Below are 22,586 nucleotides of genomic sequence, written 5' to 3'. Positions count from 1 at the left end.
GTGTTCCTGTTCACATTTTATGTTATGGGGTATCTTTTATTGCTATTTAATATTGATGGTGCGTTCCGATTGCTTCAAACAAATCCATTAATACTAGTTCACCATCTACTTTTGCTAACTCTCTTTTGGTGGCTTGGAGCAGCTCTGGTACTTCTTCTAAAAAGCTTCGAGTATGCGATTGCCCTCGTACTAACCTATACACTCATCGAGGTTATTACACGAGGTGAGTTTATGCCTTGGCCGCACATCTTTTACTTCCATGAGTACTATGATCTTACAATTTATATACAAAAAATCAGTTTGATTGTGTTCATTTCCTTAGTTTTTGTTTGTCTGGCACTTGTACGTTTGTACAAAAGAGATTGAAGAGGTTCATTCGTCTTTTATATAGGTCATTCTATAAATATTTTATACACACAAAAACCTAAAGGAGCACACGGTTTCGAGTACTCCTTTAGGTTTTCTATCAATCTTTCCTTCTCAGTCTTCAAAAAACCATTTCTTACGTGGTTCCACTTTTAGGTTGTCTCCATGTTTCTTCATTTCAGTGACAAGGTAGCGTTCGAGTTCATTCATTGCCTTGACCCAATCAGTCATCGTCGCCACGAGCGGCACGACGATGAGAATGAGTTCTTCCTCTTCTTCTCTCATCTTCTCAATCATTAACTTCGCAAAGTCAAAGTTCTCATGGATGAGATCCTCTTCTCTATCGATGAGGTGCTCGTTCTCGAGCTCGTAGGCTGAAAACAGACGCTCATGTCGACGCAACAAGTGACGAATGTGGCGATACAGCTCTTCGCTCAATTGTGGAGGAAGTTGTTCAATCGTATGAAAATCATGATCGAGCTTCTCGATGACATGGAGCGCGGCACGGTTCGTCTCAATCATTTTAGACTTCAGGACAGCTCGACGGAAGATCGGTGTCTTCTTCTCAAGCCATCGATTCGCTTTAATTTCTTCTTCAAAATAGGCGTACGTTTGTTTTGAGTCGCTATGCAACTTTTTCGTCTCTGGTAACGAGTCGAATGAGGAGCGGCCGCCTTCCGTCTCCGCAAACAAGCGTGCGATCCGAACAACCATTTGAAATGTGTCGGTGATTTGTGCTTCGAGTTTCCGCTCGTAGCGAGGTGGGAACAATAGTGCATTCACAATCAATGCGACCGTAATCCCCATCATAATGAGTAGATAACGTTCGCCCGCAAACACCCACACCGGCATATCCGACTGGCTCGCCCCTTCCATGATGAGAATCGTCGTCAAGATGACGGTCCGTGTCGTCGATTCTAAATTTAAAAAGAGAAGAATAGAGATGGCGATGATGATGACGAATCCGATAGCGATTGGTGTCGGATTCGGAGTGAGTAGCAGAAATCCGACGGAGAGTAATGCTCCAATCAGGTTCCCTTTCATCTCTTCGATTAAGCGAAGCCCAGTCTGATAAACTGACGGCAGGAGCGCGAGTGACGCAGCGAGTGCCGGGACGACGATTTGTTGGAATTGAAATGCCTCGGCAATCAGTAGGACGATTGCGACCGATATCCCAGTCTTAATTGTTCTAGCCCCAAATTTCATGTAATGGTGCCTTCCTCTCTTACACCTGTCATATGTATTTTTTGCCTTCTTCCTCAATTCTAAAACGTACCATATTCTTTTCAAGGGGAAATGAACCATTTCAGGCAGTTTTGTGAACGCTTCCGTGTTATGATGGCGTTGGATATTTCTTTCATCTTGATGGGGAGGGGTTTACTTGTCAACAATTGCTTTATTCGGTGGAAGTGGCCGTACTGGGGAACGGGTGCTTGAACGCCTACTCAAAAAGGGACATCGTGTCACACTGCTAACGAGACAATCGCTAGGTTCCAATGAAGAAATCGATGAAATTTTAGGAGATGCGACCGATCGAGACGCTGTCTTTGAAACGGTTCGATCTGCAGATGTTGTCATATCGGCATTAGGGACGGACAAACAAAACGTATTATCAACATTCACACCACTCGTGATCGAAGCGATGAAACAGTTTTATGTGACACGCATCATCACGGTCGGGACCGCAGGCATCTTGCAGGCGCATGACAGCGACAACTACCGCTTTGAAACGAAAGAATCGAAGCGTACGATGACAACCGCAGCCGAAGATCACGCCCGTGCTTATGAGTTATTACGGGATTCAGGCTTAGCCTTCACGGTCATCTGTCCGACTCAACTGATCGATGAGCAATCTACCGGTGAAATCATCGTGTCAAAAGAGGTATTGGGGACGAAACATTCAGGTCCAATTTCGAGAGATGACGTTGCCGATTTGGTGATGGCTTGTTTAACGGACGATGACTATGTCGGACACCGTGTCGGCATCACGACGGAATCATAATTAGGGGATGGGAAACATGCACGAACAACAAGAACAATTGGCACGACTCGCTTTAACGTTTGAACAAGAGGAGATGGCGGACGCTGCACGACTCGCCCGTACCGCCCTACAAAAAGTAACAAATGAAGAAGTATGGATTGCCGTCTGTGGTCACTTCTCAGCCGGAAAGTCGACATTGCTCAATGACTGGCTAGAGGAAGGGTTCCTTCCGACAAGTCCGATTCCGACGAGTGCCAACATCGTCACATTACGGGGTGGCGAATCAGCGGCAGCCGTCGCAATCAATGATACGGATTGGATTTCATTAGATCCTTCTTCCCTATCAAACATCAGTGACTATTGCAAAGTCGAGGAAATCAAGGAAGTCGAGTATACGATTGACCGATTCCCATTTGATGAACACGTCGTGTTGATGGATACGCCAGGGATTGACTCAACGGATGAACGACATCGCCAAGCAACGGAGCGCTCGCTCTTCTTGGCCGATCACTTGTTCTTCATGATGGACTACAACCATGTCCAATCGGAACAAAACATCGGACTGATGAAACAATTTAGCCGGGAAGGACGTCCCTACTCCATCATCATTAACCAAATCGACAAGCATGATGAGGATGAGCTTTCCTTTGTGGACTTCAAGGCGTCATTGGCGAAAGCATTCCGTCATCATGACATCGTTCCAAATGACACGTTCTACATCTCACTTCGTGATTTGAAGCATCCACATAACGAAGTCGAGCGCTTGCGGTCGTATGTGCGACAAGTCATCACGGAATCGAGACAGCAGCAAGTTGAGCATGCGGATGCATTGATTCATACGCTAGTCCGCCGCAACGAAACATCGATTCAATCGACGTTGGATCAATTGCCAACTTATGAAAAGAGTCCGAAGGAAATGCAGTCACGTCTACATCGCCTTGAAAAGAAACGGGCATGGTGGACATCATTCCGTCGCGAATTCTTCAAACATCAGGCACCAATCGTCGAAAGTGCACCGATCATGACATATGAGTTCCGTGAGTTATTACGCTCTTATCTCGAGAGTTGTTCTCCTTCTTTCAAGGTCGGACTTTTGTTCTCGAAAGAGAAGACGAAGCAGGAACGAGCTCGTCGTGAGGAAGTAGCGGTCAAAGAATTCAACCGTCTGATTGATATGAACTTACGTCCACATCTCGTGAAGTACGCGGAAGACATCATCCGAGATTTGAAACTTCCAGAGACTCTCCTACCGAAAGGCGATGTCCTCCCGATTGCACCGAGCTCACTCATCACCGAACAAGTGAAATCCGGTGCATCCCTCAGTGGTGATACGGTGTTGCAGTTCAGTCGTGACATCGAGACGGCCCTCGCGACATGGGTAACAAAAGTATCTGAACCTTGGGTCCACTCGACGGATACGTACATGAAAGCGGAAGTCGATTTGCGCTTGGAACAATTTACGACTGAAGAGGAAGCGTTGTATGAAGCGCTCGATACGGAAGCGTTACGGATTCGTCTTTCGAACCGTCTGAATGCTATCGGTCAATATGAAGCGTTGCAACTTGATTCAAATCAGTTAGATCAGTTGGCCGTTCGAAACTATGTCGATGCAACGTATCTCCCGGAAAAACAGTCGAATGTTGTTGAATCAGAGATTGCATCGACGTCGATTTTAGATGATGATCATGATTTATTTGATTTTAACTTTTCTTATGAGAATACGGTATGTGAAATATTAAAGAGTCACCCATTGTTCCGCTCCCGAGTCTCGACATTACGTAAGAAAATCGAGCGTGCGAAGCATGAGCAATATACGTTCGCCATCTTCGGAGCATTTTCGGCTGGAAAGTCCTCGACTCTCAATGCGCTATTCGGTGAGACGGTATTACCGACGTCCCCTAACCCGTTGACGGCATCCATCACAAAGATCGTCCCGCCGAACGGACGGACAAATCGAACGGCATCGATCACCTTCAAATCACGGGATGAACTTGAAGATGAGCTGCAAGGTTACGGGACTTCCCTCACCTCGCTCGATGTCGACCACCCGTTCGTCAATGCGGTAAAGGCGGCACCGCTCGATTATCTCGGACAAACGGAAATCGTCGACTATGACACGTTCTGCGCGTTCGTCGCACAAGAAGAGAAAAGCTGTATCGTGAAAGAAATTGAACTGTATCTCGACTCTCCTTGGGCACGACGTGGCATCGTCTTCGTCGATACGCCTGGTGCCGATTCGCAGTTCAATCGTCATAGCGAGGTACAGTTCGGCTACATGCGTGACGCGGACGCCGTCTTGTTCGTCACGTATTATAATCATGCGTTCACCGAAGCGGACCGGGAGCTCGTCATCCAACTCGGACGGGTCCAGGGTACAGGAGATCACGAGATGTTCTTCCTCGTGAACGCCTCTGATCTTGCGACAGATGACGAGGAGCGGGATGCGGTCACAAGCTATGTCTCGCAACAGTTGACCGCGCTCGGTGTCCGTAGACCAAGCGTCCTCCCCATCTCGAGCCGAAACGCCATGCAAGGGCATGACGCAGGATTCGATCGATTCGTCTCGACACTTGAACGCTATGTCGACAAAGACCTTCGTCTCGCCAACGCGATGCGTATCCAGGAAGAAACGACAGCACTACTATCTGCATTTGATCGTGTATTGAACGAAGCGAAAGACGACGCGTCGGTGAAAGAACATCGTCGCCAACAATTGAATGCCTTACTCGAGAACCCGCCGGCACTCGATGTGTCAGCACTCATCGATTTATTTGACCGGGAAGCGAAAGAACTCCTCGCCCACCTCGAGACGCGATCGCTCCTGCGACTCTCGGACTTCGTCAAGGAGACGTTCCATCCGGTCGAGGTCGACGGGTCAAGGAAGAGCTTGGAGCGTGCCCTCGCACGTACACTCGATAAATATGCCTATGACATCCAACAAGAGCTCCAAGTTTTCCAATATCGGTTGGAGCGATACGTTAAACGTGAGTTTATTTCATTGGTCGAACGGTTGACAGAACGTCAAGCGTCTCTCCTTCCGACGCTTGAATTCGACCGAGAACTCGACGTGGCATGGCTACGAGAGGCTGTCGAACCGATTCATCTCGAGACATCACCTTATCAGTCGGTATTGAAGCGCTATAAAAATGCGAGTCAATTTTTCGAGGGAGACGGACGGACGCAACTGAAGGATGAGTTGACCTCACTTCTTCGGGATATGATTCGGTCGCGTCTTGAAACGATTCATACGAAGCAAATCGAACGGGCCAACACGGAAATCAGTAAAGCTGAAGTCGAGATTGAACGAGAGTGGTCGACTCAATTGAAAGAACTTGCCGATGCAGAGCTCAGCATGTTGACGGACAACCATTCCTTTGATGAGATGCATGAACGTCTCGAATCGCTCAGAAAGGAAACGGTATGAACACATTACTGCTCATCGGACTCATTCCCGCTGTCGTTATGACGATTGTTCTAGGGCTGTTTCTGAGATATCTCTATTTGAACAAAGAATAACGGGAACGGTCCTCGATGCACACATGACATCGAGGACCGTTTTAAGTTTGTATTTATTTGTCTGCTGGATAGACCACGCCAAGCTGTGTTCGAACGTTCGTCATCACATCAGCAAGACGAATCATGTCATTTGCTGAATGCGCAACTGTCTCTAAATTCCTAGCTTCGATTGCTCGAACGAACGCTTCGATCTCATATGACATCGGAGCATTCTGTGATTCTGATACGATTTCTGACGTGCCATCTCGCAACTCTAGACGGACTTCATCACACGTCGCAATATCGTCGATGACGATGCGTCCTTTTTCCCCGATGATCTCAGAAGGAGTCGATGTCGCATGAATCTTTGAATGCATGATGATCACATCCAAATCGTCATAAGAGAGAATGACCGTTCCGCTCCCGTCCACTCCAGATTCCAGCTTCACACCGCTCGCCTGGATATCATTTGGTTGACCGAACAGTTTTAAAGCAGGACCAAGGAGATACACACCAAGGTCCATCAACGAACCGTTCGAGAATGCAGGATTGAACGTATTCGGGTTCTCCCCTTGTTTATAGAGGTCATACCGTGAAGAATACTGTGATTTATTAAAGACGGCCCGACGCACCGGAGCAATTCGCTCCATCGCCTGTTGAATCCGTTCAAAATTCGGCATGAACAAGTTTCGAAGTGCTTCAAGTAAGACGACCTGGTTCTCCTTCGCCACTTCAACCAAACGAGTCACTTCCTGGACGTTCGAGGCGAGTGGTTTTTCACAAAGGACGTGTTTGCCATGCTGCATGAACAAGATACTCTGTTCGGCGTGAAGTGAGTTCGGACTCGCAATATAGATGGCATCGATGACATCACTCTTCGCCATCTCTTCAAGTGACGTGAACGTATGTAAGATGGAGTGACTCGCTGCATATTCGTTAGCACGCGAATCCGTGCGCGAATAGAGAGCTGTCACTTCTACGTCATCCAACTGATTGATTGTGTCAATAAACCAGTCTGTGATGAAGTTTGTACCAATAATGCCAAAACGGATCATGTGAATTCCTCATTTCTGTTCTTTCAGTTTTTTGATGAGTAAAATTTCATCCAATAAAGGAATCTTATCATATCCGACATGTGGGATTGTCGCTTTCAGTTTTCTTGCCCGCGTCACCGCATCATGAATGATTCGTTCTAGACGATAGCCACGAAGTTGATAAAAGCCAAGCGCTCTCAAATTATCATTGGTTGTGATGACGATTAATTGCTTAACTCCGTGCTGCATACCAATTTCTTCAACAGCATGGAGTAAGTGAGAGCCAATCCCACTATTCTCTATCAGACTATCAAGAGATATGATTTCTACTTCTTCATCCCGAATAACATACGTAACAAGACCGTGAATTTGATTTGTATTCATGTAGACAAATCCTTCGAGCTCTGCACAATCGTATGTTCCCGAAGAAACGACCATTTGAGTTGAACCCCAATGTTTAACAAAAAAATTGCGAATGTCTTCTTGCATACTAGTATTGATTGGTACAATCACTTAGTTCATCCCTGTCTATATATGATTAAAAAATACGGTGTTTGAAAAATATTGCAAGCTAATATACTCTCTTATTATTGGTTTCATTCTGAAAGACTTCGGCACGTCTCCTCTCCTTGAACGGCCAACGATAAATCTTTTCCTCATTTCCGACATAGGCTACACCGTTTTCAATAGTCAACGAGGAACAGTCAAGGAGATGACGTGGCATCGGATAGGAGTCAATCCGTCCGTCCACTTGGACATGGACGAGACGACCGTCGATTGAAGAGATGACCCACACCCCCTTCTCTGATGCACACATCACGTCACAATCATGAAGGACCGGGCCCTTTCTGACCTCTTGATTATAGCGAAAACGTACGGTTCCCTCCTTTGAGAAACAGACGAGTGCCTCGGTCGAGATCCCATCTCCAAAGATGCCCACGTCCCCATATCCAATCCAGATTCCCGTATCGTTCATTACAACTGCTGAAATCGCGTTTCCTGCATGAAAGGAATGATTGATCTGTCCATGCGTATCCAGCACCCACGCATTGATTGGTTCTCCTTCTATCGTAAACGCCCAAATGAACAAGTAATTCTCGTCGATGATTCGAATACCTGACACATATTCATGCCGTTTGAAGTCTATGATCAACCCATTCCAATGGATGTAGAATTGATGATTGGTCTTGACCAAACGAGCGGAACCCATTGACTTGCGCGCATCGGAATCAACCACCTCTATTTCATCGTTCATACACCATCACCCCTTACCGTCTTCGAATCGCTTAAACTCCAACGCCGCTCGAAATCGTCTAGATTCTTCATCACTCACCACTACATCCATATATCTCGATTTCCAATATGGGGAGAGGTCCACTTCTTCCACGCCGATCCGCTTGAACCAATCTCTCACCGTCTCATTCGACTGGTGTCTTGAGGCAATCGGCAAGTCCAGATTGAACTGGATGAGCGCATTCCGAATCGCATTATCGGTCCATTGAACCTCTTTGGATTCCACAAATCCATTTGCTTTAGCCTTACGCTCTCTTCGTTTTACGGCGTCACTCAAGAAATCAATGGTCGAGACGACACGCTTTCTTTTCCTTAGCACGCTGAGCGTCAAAATCAGAAGAACAATCAAACCTCCAATAAAGAACCACAACCAGACCGAATTTCCCGACTCGGTTACCGTTCCATCTGTTCCGAACGTATAGTCTAAAAAGACATGATTCAAGTTTTGAAAGTCCTTATCATCTTTCAGACGAAACTTCCCTTCATAATCACCACTGCTGACTCCGTCCTCTCCAGAAAAGAGAAGCACGATCCCACCTTTTGTCGGGTCGTGAAACCAGTCCCAAAACAGTCGAGCCAAATAGATGAATCCAGTCACAAACATCAAACTACCTAACATGACCATCAATAGTCGGATTGTATATCGCATCGTAACCTCCGTCACACATTATGTACTATCGTATCACGACATACGACGAATTGTCAGAAAAATCCAAATAAAAGGACCGAAAGATTTTCGGTCCACTGTTTTACAAAATTGCTTCTGCGAGCAGACGGTCGAACTTACGAACGTCCACTTTCTTGTTCAAATTGATTTTAATTGTACCGGCGCGAGTGAACAGCTGGACTTCGGAATTAAAGTCGAACATCCTCCCCGCATTCTCCGTCGAGTACATATTGATCGAGTCGTACGGAAGCGAGTAGACCTCAATTTTTTTACCCGTCAGTCCTTGTGCGTCACGGACAATCAGACGTTTGTTCGTGAAGACGGCGACGTCACGGACAGTCTTATAGGCCGCGACCGCCCGCTCCCCATCGATGAATGACTCCGTGATATCACTCGGCACCTCACATTCGGAATAAAACGTCCAAGATAACTCTCCAATCGGGTTTCCCATATTGATTCCTCCCTGAATAAATGACATGTACTACCACCTATATTCCACATTTTTCGTTTGATTAGACCTCGAATGGGAAGATAATGTATAGCATGTTGACTGTAGAGGAGGGCGTCGTCATGATTGCGCAGCAAATCATCACATTGCTACTGATCGGCTATTTGATTTATTTAATTGATTCCAAACGAAATTATTTCCCTGTCCCGGTCATCTTGGTCTTGATCGGAATAGCGCTCTCATATATCGCTTTTTTTGATTCGATGTTTATCTCAAAAGATATGATCTTCGAGGTGTTCCTACCGGCACTTCTGTTTACATCGGCTTATCAGTTCAAATACAAAGATTTGAAAGACAATATCGGGATCATCACGATATTGAGTACGGTCGGTCTTGTCTTGACTGCCATCTTGATGGGATATGGCACGTTTTGGATCAGTGAGTTGTTTACACCAATCAGTTTGACCGCCTCTTTCTTATTGGCGTCCATCTTGATTCCGACCGACCCTGTTTCTGTGACCGCGATCTTAAAGCGGAGTAAAGGAGAGAAGCGGATTGCGGACGTCGTCGAAGGTGAATCGATGGTGAACGACGGGACGAGTGTCGTCATATTCACGATTTTTCTTAGTATGTTCGCAACGGGAGAGCGATTCTCCACGCTTAGCTTTTTAAGTGAATTTTTGATAGTGTCTGCTGGAGGAGTCGGGATCGGCTTCGTCTTTGGATTTGTACTTAAAAAATTGATGATTGTCAGTTTTAAAAAGCATGAACTCGTCATGTTGACGATCGTCATCGCATACGGGGCATTTTATCTCGCCGACGCGCTAGAAGTATCGGGTGTCCTTGCGACCGTCACAGCCGGAATGATGCTTTCTCATGAACTCGGCATGAAAGAGGACTACGAATCGGTCCAGCGTCACTTGAATGGATTTTGGGACATCGTCATTCCGATATTGCTCGCTCTCCTGTTCTTATTGATTGGAATCGAGGCGACCAGCTATTTGTCTGTATCGCTCTGGACGTTCGCTGTTCTTTTATTCTTGCTTTCGCTTCTGACCCGGTTCATCGTCGTCGGCGGTCTCGTTTATACCGTTCCTGTATGGCGTAGAGAATTTAAAGACGATTTGACAGCGACTTCGCTCCTTACTTGGTCCGGGATTAAAGGAACGATGTCGATTGCCCTCGTCCTCTGGCTAGAGGCAGAGAACATTAACGGCTCGAGCGAAATGATATCTCTCGCGTTTGCCGTCATTTTACTCTCTCTGATCTTACAAAGCATCGGTGTCTATCCATTAACGACCTATTTAACGAATAAACATGACGAGTGACGGAACCCTTCCTCAGAGAAGGGTTTTTTACATTCTGAAATTGACATCGCCCACTTTTAGTGTAAAATTACACTTGTAATATACTAGGAGGTGATTCGTTGGAAAACACTTCAACGCCAACCGCTGCCATCTCTACTGGAGTTGTGACCGTCGTGCTTGCACTCGTCGCTTCATTTCTTACCCCATCATTTTTGAAAGTCGGAATCATCTGGGATATGGTCGCTTTCTTAGTGATCGGGATTGCGACATTCAGTTTTACATACCATTATTATCAATCAAAACGGTTGTCCTATTGGCAATACATTTGCTGTTATGTCATCGTCTGCCTCTTTTTATTCACCGTGTTTCTCGGAATCTCATGGTTACTGATTTTCATGAGCTCGACGACGCTCTGAGTCGAAAAAACAGGAAGAAAGGACCGATTATGAAAAAATCCGAATTTATTGGACAAGTCTCTCGAAAAATGAAATTGATTCGCATCGAATCCCAGTATTCACAGGAAGAGATGGCGAACTTACTTGGGATTTCAAAAAAAACGCTCATCCAAATCGAGAAGGAGAGAAATGAAGCAAGCTGGTCGACGATTGTGACGCTATGCGCGCTGTTCAATGAAAGTGAGATTCTCGTACACTTGATTGGCGACGACCCCGTTGAATTCGTCAAACTGATTGCAACCGAGAACACATACGAGCCGAAAGAAAAAACACTCGGCGGACGTGTCTTTTGGCATGCGATCAAAGAGGGGTCCCACTTCATTCTTCAACAGAACATCATCAGCGGACATTACCGCATCATCGATCTCGATCATGTGAGATGGTACAGCACGTTTGATGCGGAAGATGCCGAACAGGTGCGGTTGAAGTTGGAACTTCATCGTGAGGTATCAGATGACACGAAAGCATAAAGATTTGATGATGGCTTTCAGTCTAATCGTCATAACGACCGTCTACTTTTGGCTGATCCCAAACATCGCGTATGACTACATTTGGTTCGTCGGCACAATCATTTTACTCGTACTCTCGTCTTTATCAATCACGCGCTTGATTCAATCATACGTTCCACTTTCTTTGATGAAATTCGTCCTGATTAGCGTGATTTTTTTCCTTGTACTCTGTTGTCTGTTGATTATCCTATTTTATGTCGTAGCGCTTTACCAGATGAACCATTTGTGACGAATTGGAGGTCTTTGTATGCGATTTTATGTCGGTTCAAGCTTTTCAAATATCGAAGAAGTACGGTTCATCCGTGATCATCTGGTTGCGTTCGGTCACACCTATACATACGACTGGACCCAAAACGAACGTGCCGCTTCAATCGATGCGTTACGTGCGATTGGCGAAGAAGAGGTTGCTGGAATTCAAACAGCGGACTTCGTCGTCATCCTCTTGCCTGGAGGAAAAAGCGCACATGTAGAGTTCGGGATCGCTCTAGGAACGAACAAGCCCGTTTACCTATATGATTTGGGTGACCAGATGATGAATATGGAAGAGACGAGCACGCTTTATCATGTGGATGCGGTACAACGCTTGGAGGGATCGTTCCACGACCTCCCCCACCAAATCCAAGGTCGATTGGAGCTCTCTAATCACGTTTGAGCTGATGTCCTTTATTCTCACGAAATCGAGCCGGGGTGCAACCTACCCATTCCGCGAAATGTCTGTTCAGCTGAGCTGGACTATTGAATCCGACTTCCTGGCTAATTGCGAGTAACGTAAGGTCCGAATAGCGTAGAAGTGATTTCGCATGAATCAGGCGTTGTCTCGTGATGTATTGATACGGTGTCTGACCGATTCGCTCTCGAAAGCTCCGAATGAACTGATATTTGCTTTGATGGACGATTCGACTCAAGTCTTCAATGCGAAGCTCCGTATGATAAGAATCATGAATGACACGCAAGACCGGTGCAAATATGTCTTCATCCACAATCGAATCGCTTAGATGATGTCGAATGAATGTCATGACATCATCTGTCGAAGCATTCCCCAATAACTCTCGACTTGACCACTCCCCTAACAGCCTTCTTGTCGACATGACCGCTATCGAAGGAAACATTGGATTGATCCTGTTTTTAAATCCGCTCAAGCGGCTAGCAGTAAACCGAAAACTCACATAAGTCGTTTCAGTTGAATCCGCAAACAATCGAAAGGACTGATTCGGTTGAATCACAATCGATTCGCTGTCTTGGAGACGATATTCGAATACATCCACCTCAATCCCGATTTTCCTCCCAACACGAGCACCCAGACGATGTTTTCTACGCTCTCTTCTCTCTCTGTCGTCCAATCTCCAATAGACGACACGTAATGAATGGTGACGTCAGGCAGTGTAAGTAATTGTTCCATATATCCCTCCAGATTATTGCGCCAAAATCGAGCAATAAAGTGCACGATGATTCACTTCAAATCACGCATACTGTTCATAACAGTCAAGTGGCCACTTCGCTGACCTTGTGAAAAGATGGTGATTCACATGTTTCAATCGCTTCATCCTAATCTAAAAATAAGACTTGGCTTGAACTTCTTTCAAAAACTGACTCAAACTGCTATATTTCCTTTTTTGACGATTTATTTCGTTCGCCAGTTCGGTGCAACCGAGACCGGACCGCTCATCTTCTTGACAATGATTGCCTCATTCATCACGAGCCTCTATGGTGGTCTTCTCTCCGATCGATATGGAAGAAAACGCGTTCTCTTCATCGGAGAAATGCTACGATTTGTATGTTTTATCGGAATGGCAATCGCAGGTTCTCATGTAATGAATAGTGCCGTTTTATTATTTATCTTCTTCTTTTTAAGTCATCTTTTGAGTAGTGCCATCACGCCAGCAAACGAAGCCATCCTAATCGACGATAGCCGACCGGAGCAACGAAAATATTTATACACACTCAGTTACTGGATCATGAATGGGTCCATCGTCATCGGTAGCCTAATCGGCGGCTTTTTCTTTGAGCAGTATCTCTTATCACTGTTAGTATCGACAGCCTTCCTCTCATTCGGATGTGTCTTCTTCATTTACTTGAAACTCGAAGACCACTATCAACCTGTACGAACAAAATCACGGAAGACCACTCGTATGTGGACAGGATATGAAACGGTCATAAAGAACCGACTTTTTTTGAAATACCTTATCGCAGGTATTTTGACGTTGTCGTTAGAGTTGCAGCTTACGCATTATCTCGCGATTCACTTTGCTGAGACGTTACAAGTTGTCCCGTTATTCCATTTCTCACTAGATGGGACGAGTGTTCTCGGACTGCTTCGAGCGGAGAATACGATTCTCGTGTTACTGCTCGGTCTAGTTTTGATGCGTTGGACCCAATCAATCTCTGAACGTGCGCTACTTTACACGGGTGTCACACTATTCAGTCTTGGATTCGCCATCTTACCGGTTTCAAATGATTTTTCAATGCTAGTGCTCGCTACGGCTTGTTTCACGTTCGGAGAGCTGCTATATGTCCCCATTCATCAAGCCATGTTAGCTCGACTCATAGAAGACCATCTGCGCAGTCAATACTTGGCCGTGAACGGTCTCCGCTACAGAGGTGCGCTTCTCATTGGAGCAATCAGCGTTTCGGCTTATAATGTCGTGTCACCCGGTTGGATGGCCATCACTTATATTTGCTTTGGAATATTGGCAATCTTCTTCTATCGTTCAATCTTGAAAGAACTGGATAAGTGCCAACCTTTAGAATTGAAGAAAGCGTCCTAGATCACAATCATAGTTTAGTATCTTGAAGGGGATATACATCTATCTACCAAAAACGTTTCCAATATTTGCACAATGTGCTATCCTTACAAAAATGATCTGATAAACGCGATGAAGAGAAGAGTAAATCCATGAATCTTTCGTAGAGAGCCCCGCCGGTGAAAAAGGGTAAAGAAGATGGATCGAAACAAGACTCCGAGCAGCGCCATGGAACTCACCCCGAGGGATATGGCGACGGGCACTCCCGTTATAGAGTTGAGGTATAGTCCGACTCGTTCGGCAGTACCAAACAAGGTTCGTACGGTGACGTGCGGACGAACAGGGGTGGCACCACGATGAGAATCTCGTCCCCAAGACTTCGTTCTTGGGGGTGGGATTTTTTTGCGTTCCGAAAGTGATTAAAAAATAGAAGGAGTGATTGACTTGAACTCGTTTCGAAAAACCTCTACGCTACTGCTCGTCAGTGTCGGAATCTCAAATCTCGGTGCTTGGGTATACTTTATCGCGCTCAACCTGATTGTCCTCGAGATGACGGGAACTCCATTCGCCGTCTCGATTCTCTATGTATTAGTCCCACTCGCTTCAATCACGGCGAACCTTTGGTCAGGTAGCCTGATTGACCGGGTCGATACGAGACGACTGATGATGTTGCTGGATGTCCTGCGCGCATGTCTCGTATTCAGCTTGGGCTGGATCGATTCTTTATGGTTCATCTATGGAGTCGTCTTCATCCTGAATCTGATGAGTTCATTATTCGAATCATCAAGCCTGGTCTACATGACGCAACTCGTACCTGCCTCGAACCGTCAAAAGTTCAATGCGATGAAAAACTTTGTACAGTCATCCGGTTTCATTTTAGGTCCGACGATTGCCGGTCTACTCTTTCTAGTCGGGAGCCCGACATTTGCGATTTTTGTGAACGCCTTCGCACTCATTGGATCGGTCGGTATGCTGATGCTCCTCCCATCTCACCTTCGAACGAATGCGCCTGTTGAACCATTCTCTATGCGGATGATCATTGACGATTGGAAGGTTGTCATCCGATTCGCTTCGAATGCCAGATATGTGATGCTCATTTATGGCTTGTTCTGCGTCATGACCATCTTCATGTCTGGACTCGACTCGTTGGAAGCGTCATTCGCGACCCAAGTCCTTCACTTATCTGAGAGCCGCTACGGATTTCTCGTCAGTATTGCTGGAATCGGGATTATTGCAGGGTGTCTCATTAATTCAAGATGGAGTCACCGCTTATCCTTATCGTTTTGTATCGGATTCGGGGGCATCATGACACCAGTCGGCTATCTTCTTTTCGCAAGTTCATCGTCATTCATGATGGCCTCAGTTGGATTTTTTGTCCTGACATTCGCGCTTGCCTTTGCAAATACAGGATTTTTATCATTCTATCAGCACCATGTCCCGGTCGAAATCATGGGGCGGTTCTCTGGCGTTATCAATGTGGGAGAATCAGTACTCGTCATCCTACTCACGTTCGGGATTGGACTCCTTGCCGAAATAGTTGGGATTCGCCCGGTCTATCTCGCATTCTCCATTCTCTTCTTCCTCATCGGTTGTTATACGATGTACGTCATGCGCGACCGTTCGAAACGGAACTATTTCACTTACAATCAAATTGAAGAAGCATCTTAATATATTTTCCGGTCGCTTATATGCGACCGGCTTGTTCTAATCGATGAATCGCTTCATTGATTTTTCATCATACACTCCACCGTTTAATCAGCTCAAGATCTTCTGGAAATGCAAGTTCCAATCGCTCCAATTCATGAATCGACCACCAATTGACTTCATCGATGTCCGAGTCGATAGTAGCGGTCGCCAACCGCTCCTTACACGTTGCCAAGAAATAATGTGTCTCGACCTGAAAGTTTGATATGATGGCTCGTTTGATATGTAGTCGTTGATCAACAGAAATGCGATAGCCCGTCTCTTCTAACACTTCGCGCCGACAACACTGTTCCGGAGTTTCTCCGTCTTCTAAACCGCCTGATGGTAAACTCCATTGTTGTACGTCACGATTCTTTACGAACAAGACTTTCTTTTCTTCGTTGATACATAAAGCAGCTGATCCAATCCACTGTTTCATAGTCTTAATACTCCTTTTTCATTTTTCTGCTTGCAGGTGACGTTACGTCACCCGATATGATGGGGCTACAACCACATAAGGAGGAAATACGATGTTGAATCAAATGCAAAAGAAAACAACTCCCATTTGGACATGGAACCAGTTCGCAATTACGATGGTTCTTCTATTCGGAGTGACGCCCCTACTTATCGAGCGACACTTACACAACTTTCTAGAACAGTCATGGGGAAACACCCTCTATTCAGGAACAAGTATTGGTCTTTTGTTGGCCATAATATTTATGACTGTCCTCTATCTCGTCGCAATACGTCCTCAAACCCTATCGCTGGAAACGTTAGGACTTCGCCGTTTTCCATTGAAAGATTCGGGCATCATCTTTCTATGGACAATTGTGCTAATTGTACTCAGTATCATCATCGTCATAGTCCAATCATATTTCGGTATCGGTACGTCGAATACAAAAACAGAGAGTTTACAAAGTGACTTGTCGATTATCTCTATACTGATTGCATTTGGATCTGCGGCTATCGTTTCACCGATCTATGAAGAAATCTTTTATCGTGGATTCTTATACCGCTTTTTTCAAGAACGATTTGGGGTTGGGATCGGGATGATCATAAGTGCTGGAATATTCACTCTCGCTCATTTACCGACGACAAACACGTTACTCGTCAATTTTGTATCGGGACTAGTGTTCGCTTGGGTATATGAACGGACCAACTCTATCTATTCCAGCATGCTCATCCATGGCACCTTTAATGGGCTAGCCGTTCTATTGACTGCATTGGCATGAGGGAATCAGTCTGCTATCTCTTGATATAGTGAATCAATATAGGCAAGAATCGATGCATCGATTGGATACAGTCCTAATTCATTCGATGCATCAGTTGATTTTCGAATCTTCCAAAATGATTCAATCAATTGTTGATTGTCTCCAAATGTCTCGTCTGTTAACCAAGTCAAATCTTCTTTAAGAATTTGGGCTTCTTTTGAGGAAGGGGCGACCCCACGTTCGATTAGAATTTCGGTTCTTCGAATCAAGTTGATCCACTTTTTCGTATCATGCTCACCGTCTTCTAATTTAGGTAAACTTGATTGCAATGAATCAGACTCTTCTTCCGTAAAATAGTCCGTCCATTGTTTCCGGTCATTTGATTTAGCTTGAATAGTTTGCAGTTTCGTCCAATCGATTTTTTCATTTTCGAGCTTCATGGATTGAAGGAGCGTGACAGTATGGTTTCTGGCCTGCTTCAATTCCTCTATCTTTTCTTCTAACGAGGACAGATGGGCGGACAAGATGCTTGTAAGAGATTCCTCATCTAAGATTCTCCGAATCTCATCGAGCGGGACGGTCATCGATTTTAAAAGCATGATTTTTTGAAGCCGAAACATTTCGTCGTCACTATAAAATCGTTTCTGTACATCGTTCGTATACGAAGGGGTGACCAAATTGATTTGGTCATAGTATCGAAGCGTACGCACAGACACGTTCAGTTTTCTTGCGACCTCTCCCGTTGAATAGTGTCTAGCCAACGTGTAGCCCTCCTTATAATACGTTATGTGTATGTCCTTAGTAGCTGTCCGATCAATCCTTCGAGTTGATGAACCCCTTCATTCCGATTTGATAAACAAATGAAACTTTTTGGAGAATCTTTCTCCATCACGAGTATGCTTTGAAACCCGATTCCCCAACCGAATGAAAATCCTTTACTCGGCTCTTTCGGATTTACAAATAGACCATGTCCTACTTCGGCATTTGTAGATGAAGGTGTGAATAAAACCCTTTTTGACTCCTTACTCAAGAAACCTTCTGTCGTAATTGCGTTGACGAGCGTCGCTAAATCGGAAGCCGTTGTCCAAAGTCCACTCGCTGCAGGGTAAGGATAATAACATGCCTGTGGAGAGACGACTGACCCGTTTGGTTCAATCCCGATAACGCCATACTTCTCTATCTTCTCTAAATCATACGAACTTGAGTTCATATCCAGCGGTGCAAAGATGTATTCAGTCATGATTTTTTCAAATGTAGAAGACATGCATTGCTCAATCGCATGTTGGAGTAAACAGTAACCTGAATCTGAATAGTGGAACGTCCCAACTTCCTGTGACTGGATAAACACCGGTCGCTCATAATAAGGTGTGTTACCCAATATTATCTCTTCCATCGAAGGGATCTCTGTACATTGTTCCATCGTCCCGAACTGATCAGGCAAATCGATTATGCCAGCCTCATGTTGGATGAGCTGTCGTATCGTGATTTGTGAAGGAATCCCATTTTCATCATTCAACGTGAAGGAAGAGAAATAATCATTGATTTCCGAGTCTAAATTTAACTTCTGATCTTCAACGAGCTTCAAAATGAGAATCACCGTAACAAATTTACTAATCGAACAGGCGGCGAACATCCTGCCTTCATAAGAGACGTCTCCCAATTGAAATGCGGACAACTCCCTTCTTTCAGTGATAGTTGCCAAATCTAAATTTGATACATGGTGCTTCTCCATCCATTCGCTAATCGTTTCTCGAGTGAACATTTAAGTCATCCTTTCGTGTACCAATCAATCGATAGTCGTCTTGGTTCTGCATAGCATCGTGAACACCTTTCACAATCTCGTCGTGTGTCAACCAACGGACAGATGCCAACTCATGCATTTCACCTAATTGGACTTGCCGATACAGCTGTTGTTCATTGAGACATAGACACGCCTTCTCATATTCCGGATTCGCCCGGCTACCTAAAATATGTATCACCTCTGCAGTTTCCGAATGATTCAAAATGAGTTGCATCGCTTTCCCTGAGCCTCGGTGCACCCACGCGATGACTCGATCAAATGGACCGTTTTTTTGCACTGCACGCTGTAGTGCGTTTGAAAGTAGTTCCTCATCGCAATAATCAACAATCAGCGGATGACACGTTTCAGGATTTCTTTGTACGACGCTTGCCATTTTTTCTTTATTTCGTCCAATGACCGTGACATTATGTTCGATTGCCAGATAAGATGCGAGTCCTGCCAACATCCCCGTCCCTCCGACGAGCAATATATGTTTTCGATTCATGCTATCACCTCTTTTTCCATTATACACCAATCATTCGTACTTCTTTTTCTAAAGAAGTGTTCGCAAACATTCACGTCTTTTCAAAAATAAGCCTTTTAAAATAGAGTGAATCACTTATAATGAATCAAGTGTTCAAATCGGTTTGAACAATCACTATTTCGGAAAATGGATAATAGTGTTATCATTGCAATTTATTTCTTTTAAGAGGAGGATACCTATGAGACACTGGACAACGATGTCCATACAACTAATCGCACTCATCGTTGTATCGTTGACATGTAGTATTCTACTTTCCTCTGTGCTGATCCTGAATCATCTACCCGTTTGGTGGATGATCTGTATTCCGATTCTTTATCTTTCAACTTTGCTCATTCACCGAGCGTCTGGTGTACTCATTCTGTTAGGATTCGCTGCTTACTTTTTAATCACGATGCCTGTGTATGAGACTGCCGCTACTGCGCAACTATATATTTTATTACTATTAGCGATTTTGACGGGGTTGTCTTACTGGCTCCAAGTCAAGCTGTTTCATGCCCAGTTTGCACTAAAGGTTGCGGAAGCGAGAGTCAGTCAGTTAATTGCGGTCGACCCAGAGACCGGTTTTGATAACCGTGATCGTTTTTTGATGGATATAGAGGCTGAACGGGATCGGTTGATTCGCCACGGTGAAACGTTCGTGGTGTCATTCATCACACTGCCCATTCTCGATCAATTTGAAAAACAGTATGGTTCATCCGAATATGAATGGTTCTTATACTATTTTAGTGACGAACTTCACGAAGCGACTCGACGAACGGACAAGAAGTATCGGGTTGCGCAAGACACATTCGCCATGATTTTCCCTCGAACTTCAATCGAAAATGCACAAATTGTACATGAACGAATCAGACCACTACTACTAGATTATTCACGTCAGAACGGTGATTCGCTCACTGTTGAATGCTCAGACCAATCGTTTGAAGTGAACTTGGAGAACGCATCCATACGATTAGAAGAAATTCATCGGTATGTCGAATCTAAAGACTAAAAAATGAGTTCAATTGTGAACTCATTTTTTGATGGAGTGAATATGAATCTCGTGTTTCTCATCCATTTCGACGATGTATCGTTGATCAAGTACCATCTGAATTGGACTCGGAATCGACAGTTTTGGTGAAAACAGCCACACACGACCTGGAGGAACTAATAAAATGTATGTCTCGCTATTCGGTGCGCCTAAAAAGTTCAGATGACGCTCATCGATTTGGTTACCGTCTCGGCGGTGGATCTCGATGTTTGAAAGTTCTTGTGCGACATGTAGCGGATCTTCCACAGTCAAACTCATCTCGCCAATTCCAAGAAATTCATTCAACGAAAAGGACTCGATGTTACTTTCTGGATTAATCGAATGTCGAGCAATCAACTCGACGACATTCTCGTCCGTATCGTAAAAATAAAGCGATGATGCATCGATTCCTTCAAAATAGATTTCGTCCTCACCGTCTTCAGTCAAAAGCGGGACACGTGACATCAGCCATTCTTTCGCTTCTTTGAATCGATTAGCCGGAATATTGATAGCGAAATGGTATTGTCGCTCTTGCTCCGTTTTAGCCTCTTGAAATACCAACGCATCTTCACCTAGATTGATTCGAAAACTGGTCAGGTCTTCTTCACTGACTGACAATCCAAGTCGTTCCGTATAGAAACGTTTCATTTCGTCAAGTCGGTTCGTGTAGAGTGTGGCTTCTGTGATTCTCATGATATCTTCCCTCTCATTCCTTATCACTATTCTTGATTCTTTCATTTGATTATTCGCTTGTACTTTTTATATTCTGTCCAACTCATATCCATCCCTAACAGCTCGTTACAAACATCCCTCTTCCAAGTGTGTGGATTGAAACCAATCACTGGCTTTGACTTTTCACCTGAATCATCAAAACTCAGAGCCAATTGAGCCACACCTTTTTCCATATAGGTTTTAGCCAATCTCGGATTATACCGGCTGTAATGCTCACCTAGAGAAAAGGTTGGCTGTACTGCCCACGGACATCGCTCAATTGCCATTTGAAGATACTCGCGCTCTTTATGTCGTAGCACTTTTGAAACGCTTAGACAAATCAATGCAGAAACTTCAGGTGTTGCTACTTCAATCAATTGATTCGCAACTTCAATGACTTCCTCGTCTATCTCGAAATCATTCCATCCCATATCATATAATGCCAAGGCAAAATAGAAGGGTTTATCTGGATGGTATGAAAAGGCAGTTCGGCAAAATGCATTCACTCGATCATAATCTTCAATCCGATCCAACCGTTCGTAACCAATAAGCAAATCCCAACGATATGAATCGGTCGGATCGAGTAGCACATAGTCAATTAACAGCTGCTCGATGTCCGGAGTGTCGCGCATGAATTGTTCAAGTTCTTTGAATCGTTTGTCGTGAACAAGTAACTCGATTCGCTCCAACATCTTCTGCTGAACCGAAGTGAGCGCTTGATTTCCTGTGTACAAATCGAAAATCAAAGATGACTTTAATTGACTCACCCTGCACTCCTCCTTTATCCGCTACGTTCAACGAGTCGGAATATATCATCGACCCGCGACCTCGTGATACCATTCCGCTGCTCCATTGCAAGAGGATGATTCGTTGGTTCGAGTTCAATCAATGGACGTATTCCGACTTCACGCATATGTACGTTTGTCTTTAGATTGATGGTATCTGGATAGATGGGAAGATCCGTCGATAGCCAGCCGAACATCGGGTCGAGGTCTACACGAGCTGGTTCATCCCATAAATCGATGACTTTGAAAAAGTTATCCGGACTGAGTGATACCCAGACATTCCAGATGAAAGGATCGTCTTCTCCAATGATCGGGAGTTCGAGGCATCCGTTGATAAAGAAATGAGCTTCATCGAGGACGCAAATATCATCTGTCAAAACGACGCGCTTCTTCATCTCCCGTTTCGATAGGCCGTCTAATACTGATGGCATGATCGATCCAAAGCCGACTGTATGTTCTTTACTCGTGCCACATATCGAGCATTTGCAATCACTCTTGTGTTTTCGTTTGAAAAGGTATCTCATAAGTACTCACTTTCTGATTTAAGATTAATTAATGGTATGTGAAATA

At 44.8% G+C, this 22,586-nt stretch carries 26 protein-coding genes and 1 other annotated feature; of the genes, 11 read left to right on the top strand and 15 right to left on the bottom strand.

The window, feature by feature from the left end; all coding sequences use genetic code 11:
- Positions 1-480 precede the first annotated feature (480 nt).
- Positions 481-1,572, bottom strand: coding sequence for an FUSC family protein (locus F3H97_RS04645; RefSeq protein ID WP_196430711.1), 1,092 nt, complete (start codon positions 1,570-1,572; stop codon positions 481-483).
- A gap of 175 nt (positions 1,573-1,747) precedes the next feature.
- Here F3H97_RS04645 and F3H97_RS04640 point away from each other — a divergent pair, with 175 nt between their 5' ends.
- Both F3H97_RS04640 and F3H97_RS04635 read left to right on the top strand, forming a co-directional pair.
- Positions 1,748-2,368, top strand: a complete 621-nt coding sequence (locus tag F3H97_RS04640; RefSeq protein ID WP_196430710.1) for an NAD(P)-dependent oxidoreductase — start codon at positions 1,748-1,750, stop codon at positions 2,366-2,368.
- A gap of 16 nt (positions 2,369-2,384) precedes the next feature.
- A complete protein-coding gene (locus F3H97_RS04635) occupies positions 2,385-5,771 on the top strand; it encodes a dynamin family protein (protein ID WP_196430709.1) in 3,387 nt (1,128 codons plus the stop codon).
- A 145-nt stretch (positions 5,772-5,916) separates the two neighbouring features.
- Here the strand turns inward: F3H97_RS04635 and F3H97_RS04630 are convergent, their stop codons facing one another.
- The 5 genes from F3H97_RS04630 to F3H97_RS04610 form a co-directional block, all read right to left on the bottom strand.
- Entirely contained in the window at positions 5,917-6,897 is a 981-nt protein-coding gene (locus tag F3H97_RS04630) for a Gfo/Idh/MocA family protein (RefSeq protein ID WP_196430708.1), read from the bottom strand.
- A 9-nt stretch (positions 6,898-6,906) separates the two neighbouring features.
- Entirely contained in the window at positions 6,907-7,365 is a 459-nt protein-coding gene (locus tag F3H97_RS04625; RefSeq protein ID WP_230872904.1) for a GNAT family N-acetyltransferase, read from the bottom strand.
- An 82-nt stretch (positions 7,366-7,447) separates the two neighbouring features.
- Positions 7,448-8,131, bottom strand: coding sequence for a hypothetical protein (locus F3H97_RS04620; protein WP_196430707.1), 684 nt, complete (start codon positions 8,129-8,131; stop codon positions 7,448-7,450).
- A gap of 6 nt (positions 8,132-8,137) precedes the next feature.
- Positions 8,138-8,818, bottom strand: a complete 681-nt coding sequence (locus F3H97_RS04615; RefSeq protein WP_196430706.1) for a hypothetical protein — start codon at positions 8,816-8,818, stop codon at positions 8,138-8,140.
- 100 nt (positions 8,819-8,918) lie between these two features.
- Positions 8,919-9,287, bottom strand: coding sequence for a PH domain-containing protein (locus F3H97_RS04610; protein WP_196431838.1), 369 nt, complete (start codon positions 9,285-9,287; stop codon positions 8,919-8,921).
- A 119-nt stretch (positions 9,288-9,406) separates the two neighbouring features.
- Here F3H97_RS04610 and F3H97_RS04605 point away from each other — a divergent pair, with 119 nt between their 5' ends.
- The 5 genes from F3H97_RS04605 (at position 9,407) to F3H97_RS04585 (ending at position 12,207) form a co-directional block, all read left to right on the top strand.
- Positions 9,407-10,612, top strand: coding sequence for a cation:proton antiporter (locus tag F3H97_RS04605; RefSeq protein WP_196430705.1), 1,206 nt, complete (start codon positions 9,407-9,409; stop codon positions 10,610-10,612).
- Between the two features lie 98 nt (positions 10,613-10,710).
- Positions 10,711-11,007 (top strand): hypothetical protein, encoded by a 297-nt coding sequence (locus F3H97_RS04600; protein ID WP_196430704.1) that lies wholly within the window; start codon positions 10,711-10,713, stop codon positions 11,005-11,007.
- 29 nt (positions 11,008-11,036) lie between these two features.
- A complete protein-coding gene (locus F3H97_RS04595; protein ID WP_196430703.1) occupies positions 11,037-11,516 on the top strand; it encodes a helix-turn-helix transcriptional regulator in 480 nt (159 codons plus the stop codon).
- Entirely contained in the window at positions 11,500-11,784 is a 285-nt protein-coding gene (locus F3H97_RS04590) for a hypothetical protein (RefSeq protein WP_196430702.1), read from the top strand. The genes F3H97_RS04595 and F3H97_RS04590 overlap by 17 nt, the downstream gene beginning before the upstream one ends.
- 18 nt (positions 11,785-11,802) lie before the next feature.
- Positions 11,803-12,207 (top strand): group-specific protein, encoded by a 405-nt coding sequence (locus F3H97_RS04585; protein WP_196430701.1) that lies wholly within the window; start codon positions 11,803-11,805, stop codon positions 12,205-12,207.
- Here F3H97_RS04585 and F3H97_RS04580 read toward each other — a convergent pair.
- Both F3H97_RS04580 and F3H97_RS04575 read right to left on the bottom strand, forming a co-directional pair.
- Complete coding sequence (locus tag F3H97_RS04580) at positions 12,194-12,664, bottom strand: helix-turn-helix domain-containing protein (RefSeq protein WP_196430700.1); 471 nt, start codon at positions 12,662-12,664, stop codon at positions 12,194-12,196. The genes F3H97_RS04585 and F3H97_RS04580 overlap by 14 nt on opposite strands.
- Positions 12,665-12,774: 110 nt before the next feature.
- Positions 12,775-12,954: a hypothetical protein gene (locus F3H97_RS04575; protein WP_196430699.1), complete on the bottom strand. Its 180-nt coding sequence runs from the start codon at positions 12,952-12,954 to the stop codon at positions 12,775-12,777.
- 127 nt (positions 12,955-13,081) lie between these two features.
- On the opposite strand from F3H97_RS04575, the gene F3H97_RS04570 reads away from it, so the two are divergent.
- Positions 13,082-14,320, top strand: coding sequence for an MFS transporter (locus F3H97_RS04570; RefSeq protein ID WP_196430698.1), 1,239 nt, complete (start codon positions 13,082-13,084; stop codon positions 14,318-14,320).
- Between the two features lie 99 nt (positions 14,321-14,419).
- Positions 14,420-14,672, top strand: a binding site (T-box leader).
- A gap of 68 nt (positions 14,673-14,740) precedes the next feature.
- Positions 14,741-15,964 carry an MFS transporter gene (locus F3H97_RS04565; protein WP_196430697.1) on the top strand — a complete coding sequence of 408 codons (1,224 nt, stop codon included), beginning with the start codon at positions 14,741-14,743 and terminating at the stop codon, positions 15,962-15,964.
- A gap of 67 nt (positions 15,965-16,031) precedes the next feature.
- Here the strand turns inward: F3H97_RS04565 and F3H97_RS04560 are convergent, their stop codons facing one another.
- Positions 16,032-16,418 carry an NUDIX hydrolase gene (locus F3H97_RS04560; RefSeq protein ID WP_196430696.1) on the bottom strand — a complete coding sequence of 129 codons (387 nt, stop codon included), beginning with the start codon at positions 16,416-16,418 and terminating at the stop codon, positions 16,032-16,034.
- A 91-nt stretch (positions 16,419-16,509) separates the two neighbouring features.
- Between F3H97_RS04560 and F3H97_RS04555 the strand changes: the two genes are divergently transcribed.
- Positions 16,510-17,211, top strand: a complete 702-nt coding sequence (locus F3H97_RS04555) for a CPBP family intramembrane glutamic endopeptidase (RefSeq protein WP_196430695.1) — start codon at positions 16,510-16,512, stop codon at positions 17,209-17,211.
- Positions 17,212-17,216: 5 nt separating this feature from the next.
- On the opposite strand, the gene F3H97_RS04550 is transcribed toward F3H97_RS04555, so the two are convergent.
- The 3 genes from F3H97_RS04550 to F3H97_RS04540 are packed head-to-tail and all read right to left on the bottom strand — an operon-like array spanning position 17,217 to position 19,475.
- Positions 17,217-17,951 carry a MerR family transcriptional regulator gene (locus tag F3H97_RS04550; protein WP_196430694.1) on the bottom strand — a complete coding sequence of 245 codons (735 nt, stop codon included), beginning with the start codon at positions 17,949-17,951 and terminating at the stop codon, positions 17,217-17,219.
- A gap of 23 nt (positions 17,952-17,974) precedes the next feature.
- Positions 17,975-18,952, bottom strand: a complete 978-nt coding sequence (locus F3H97_RS04545) for a serine hydrolase domain-containing protein (RefSeq protein ID WP_196430693.1) — start codon at positions 18,950-18,952, stop codon at positions 17,975-17,977.
- On the bottom strand, positions 18,930-19,475 hold the full coding sequence (locus tag F3H97_RS04540) for a Rossmann-fold NAD(P)-binding domain-containing protein (protein WP_196430692.1): 546 nt from the start codon (positions 19,473-19,475) through the stop codon (positions 18,930-18,932). The genes F3H97_RS04545 and F3H97_RS04540 overlap by 23 nt, the downstream gene beginning before the upstream one ends.
- 217 nt (positions 19,476-19,692) lie before the next feature.
- Between F3H97_RS04540 and F3H97_RS04535 the strand changes: the two genes are divergently transcribed.
- Complete coding sequence (locus F3H97_RS04535; RefSeq protein WP_196430691.1) at positions 19,693-20,502, top strand: GGDEF domain-containing protein; 810 nt, start codon at positions 19,693-19,695, stop codon at positions 20,500-20,502.
- 21 nt (positions 20,503-20,523) lie between these two features.
- Here the strand turns inward: F3H97_RS04535 and F3H97_RS04530 are convergent, their stop codons facing one another.
- From F3H97_RS04530 to F3H97_RS04520, 3 genes are read right to left on the bottom strand one after another with little or no spacing between them, the layout of a single operon-like run.
- On the bottom strand, positions 20,524-21,213 hold the full coding sequence (locus F3H97_RS04530) for a glyoxalase (protein ID WP_196430690.1): 690 nt from the start codon (positions 21,211-21,213) through the stop codon (positions 20,524-20,526).
- A gap of 41 nt (positions 21,214-21,254) precedes the next feature.
- The gene (locus F3H97_RS04525; protein ID WP_196430689.1) at positions 21,255-21,998 is read right to left on the bottom strand and encodes a hypothetical protein; all 744 of its coding nucleotides are present in this window, start codon (positions 21,996-21,998) and stop codon (positions 21,255-21,257) included.
- Between the two features lie 14 nt (positions 21,999-22,012).
- Positions 22,013-22,540, bottom strand: coding sequence for a DUF2199 domain-containing protein (locus F3H97_RS04520; RefSeq protein WP_255541906.1), 528 nt, complete (start codon positions 22,538-22,540; stop codon positions 22,013-22,015).
- Positions 22,541-22,586: the final 46 nt, after the last annotated feature.

Source organism: Exiguobacterium sp. SRB7LM (assembly GCF_015712685.1).
Lineage (GTDB): Bacteria > Bacillota > Bacilli > Exiguobacteriales > Exiguobacteriaceae > Exiguobacterium > Exiguobacterium profundum.
The sequence above is the reverse complement of the archived record's forward strand: the minus strand, read 5'-3'. Positions and strand labels throughout refer to the sequence as shown.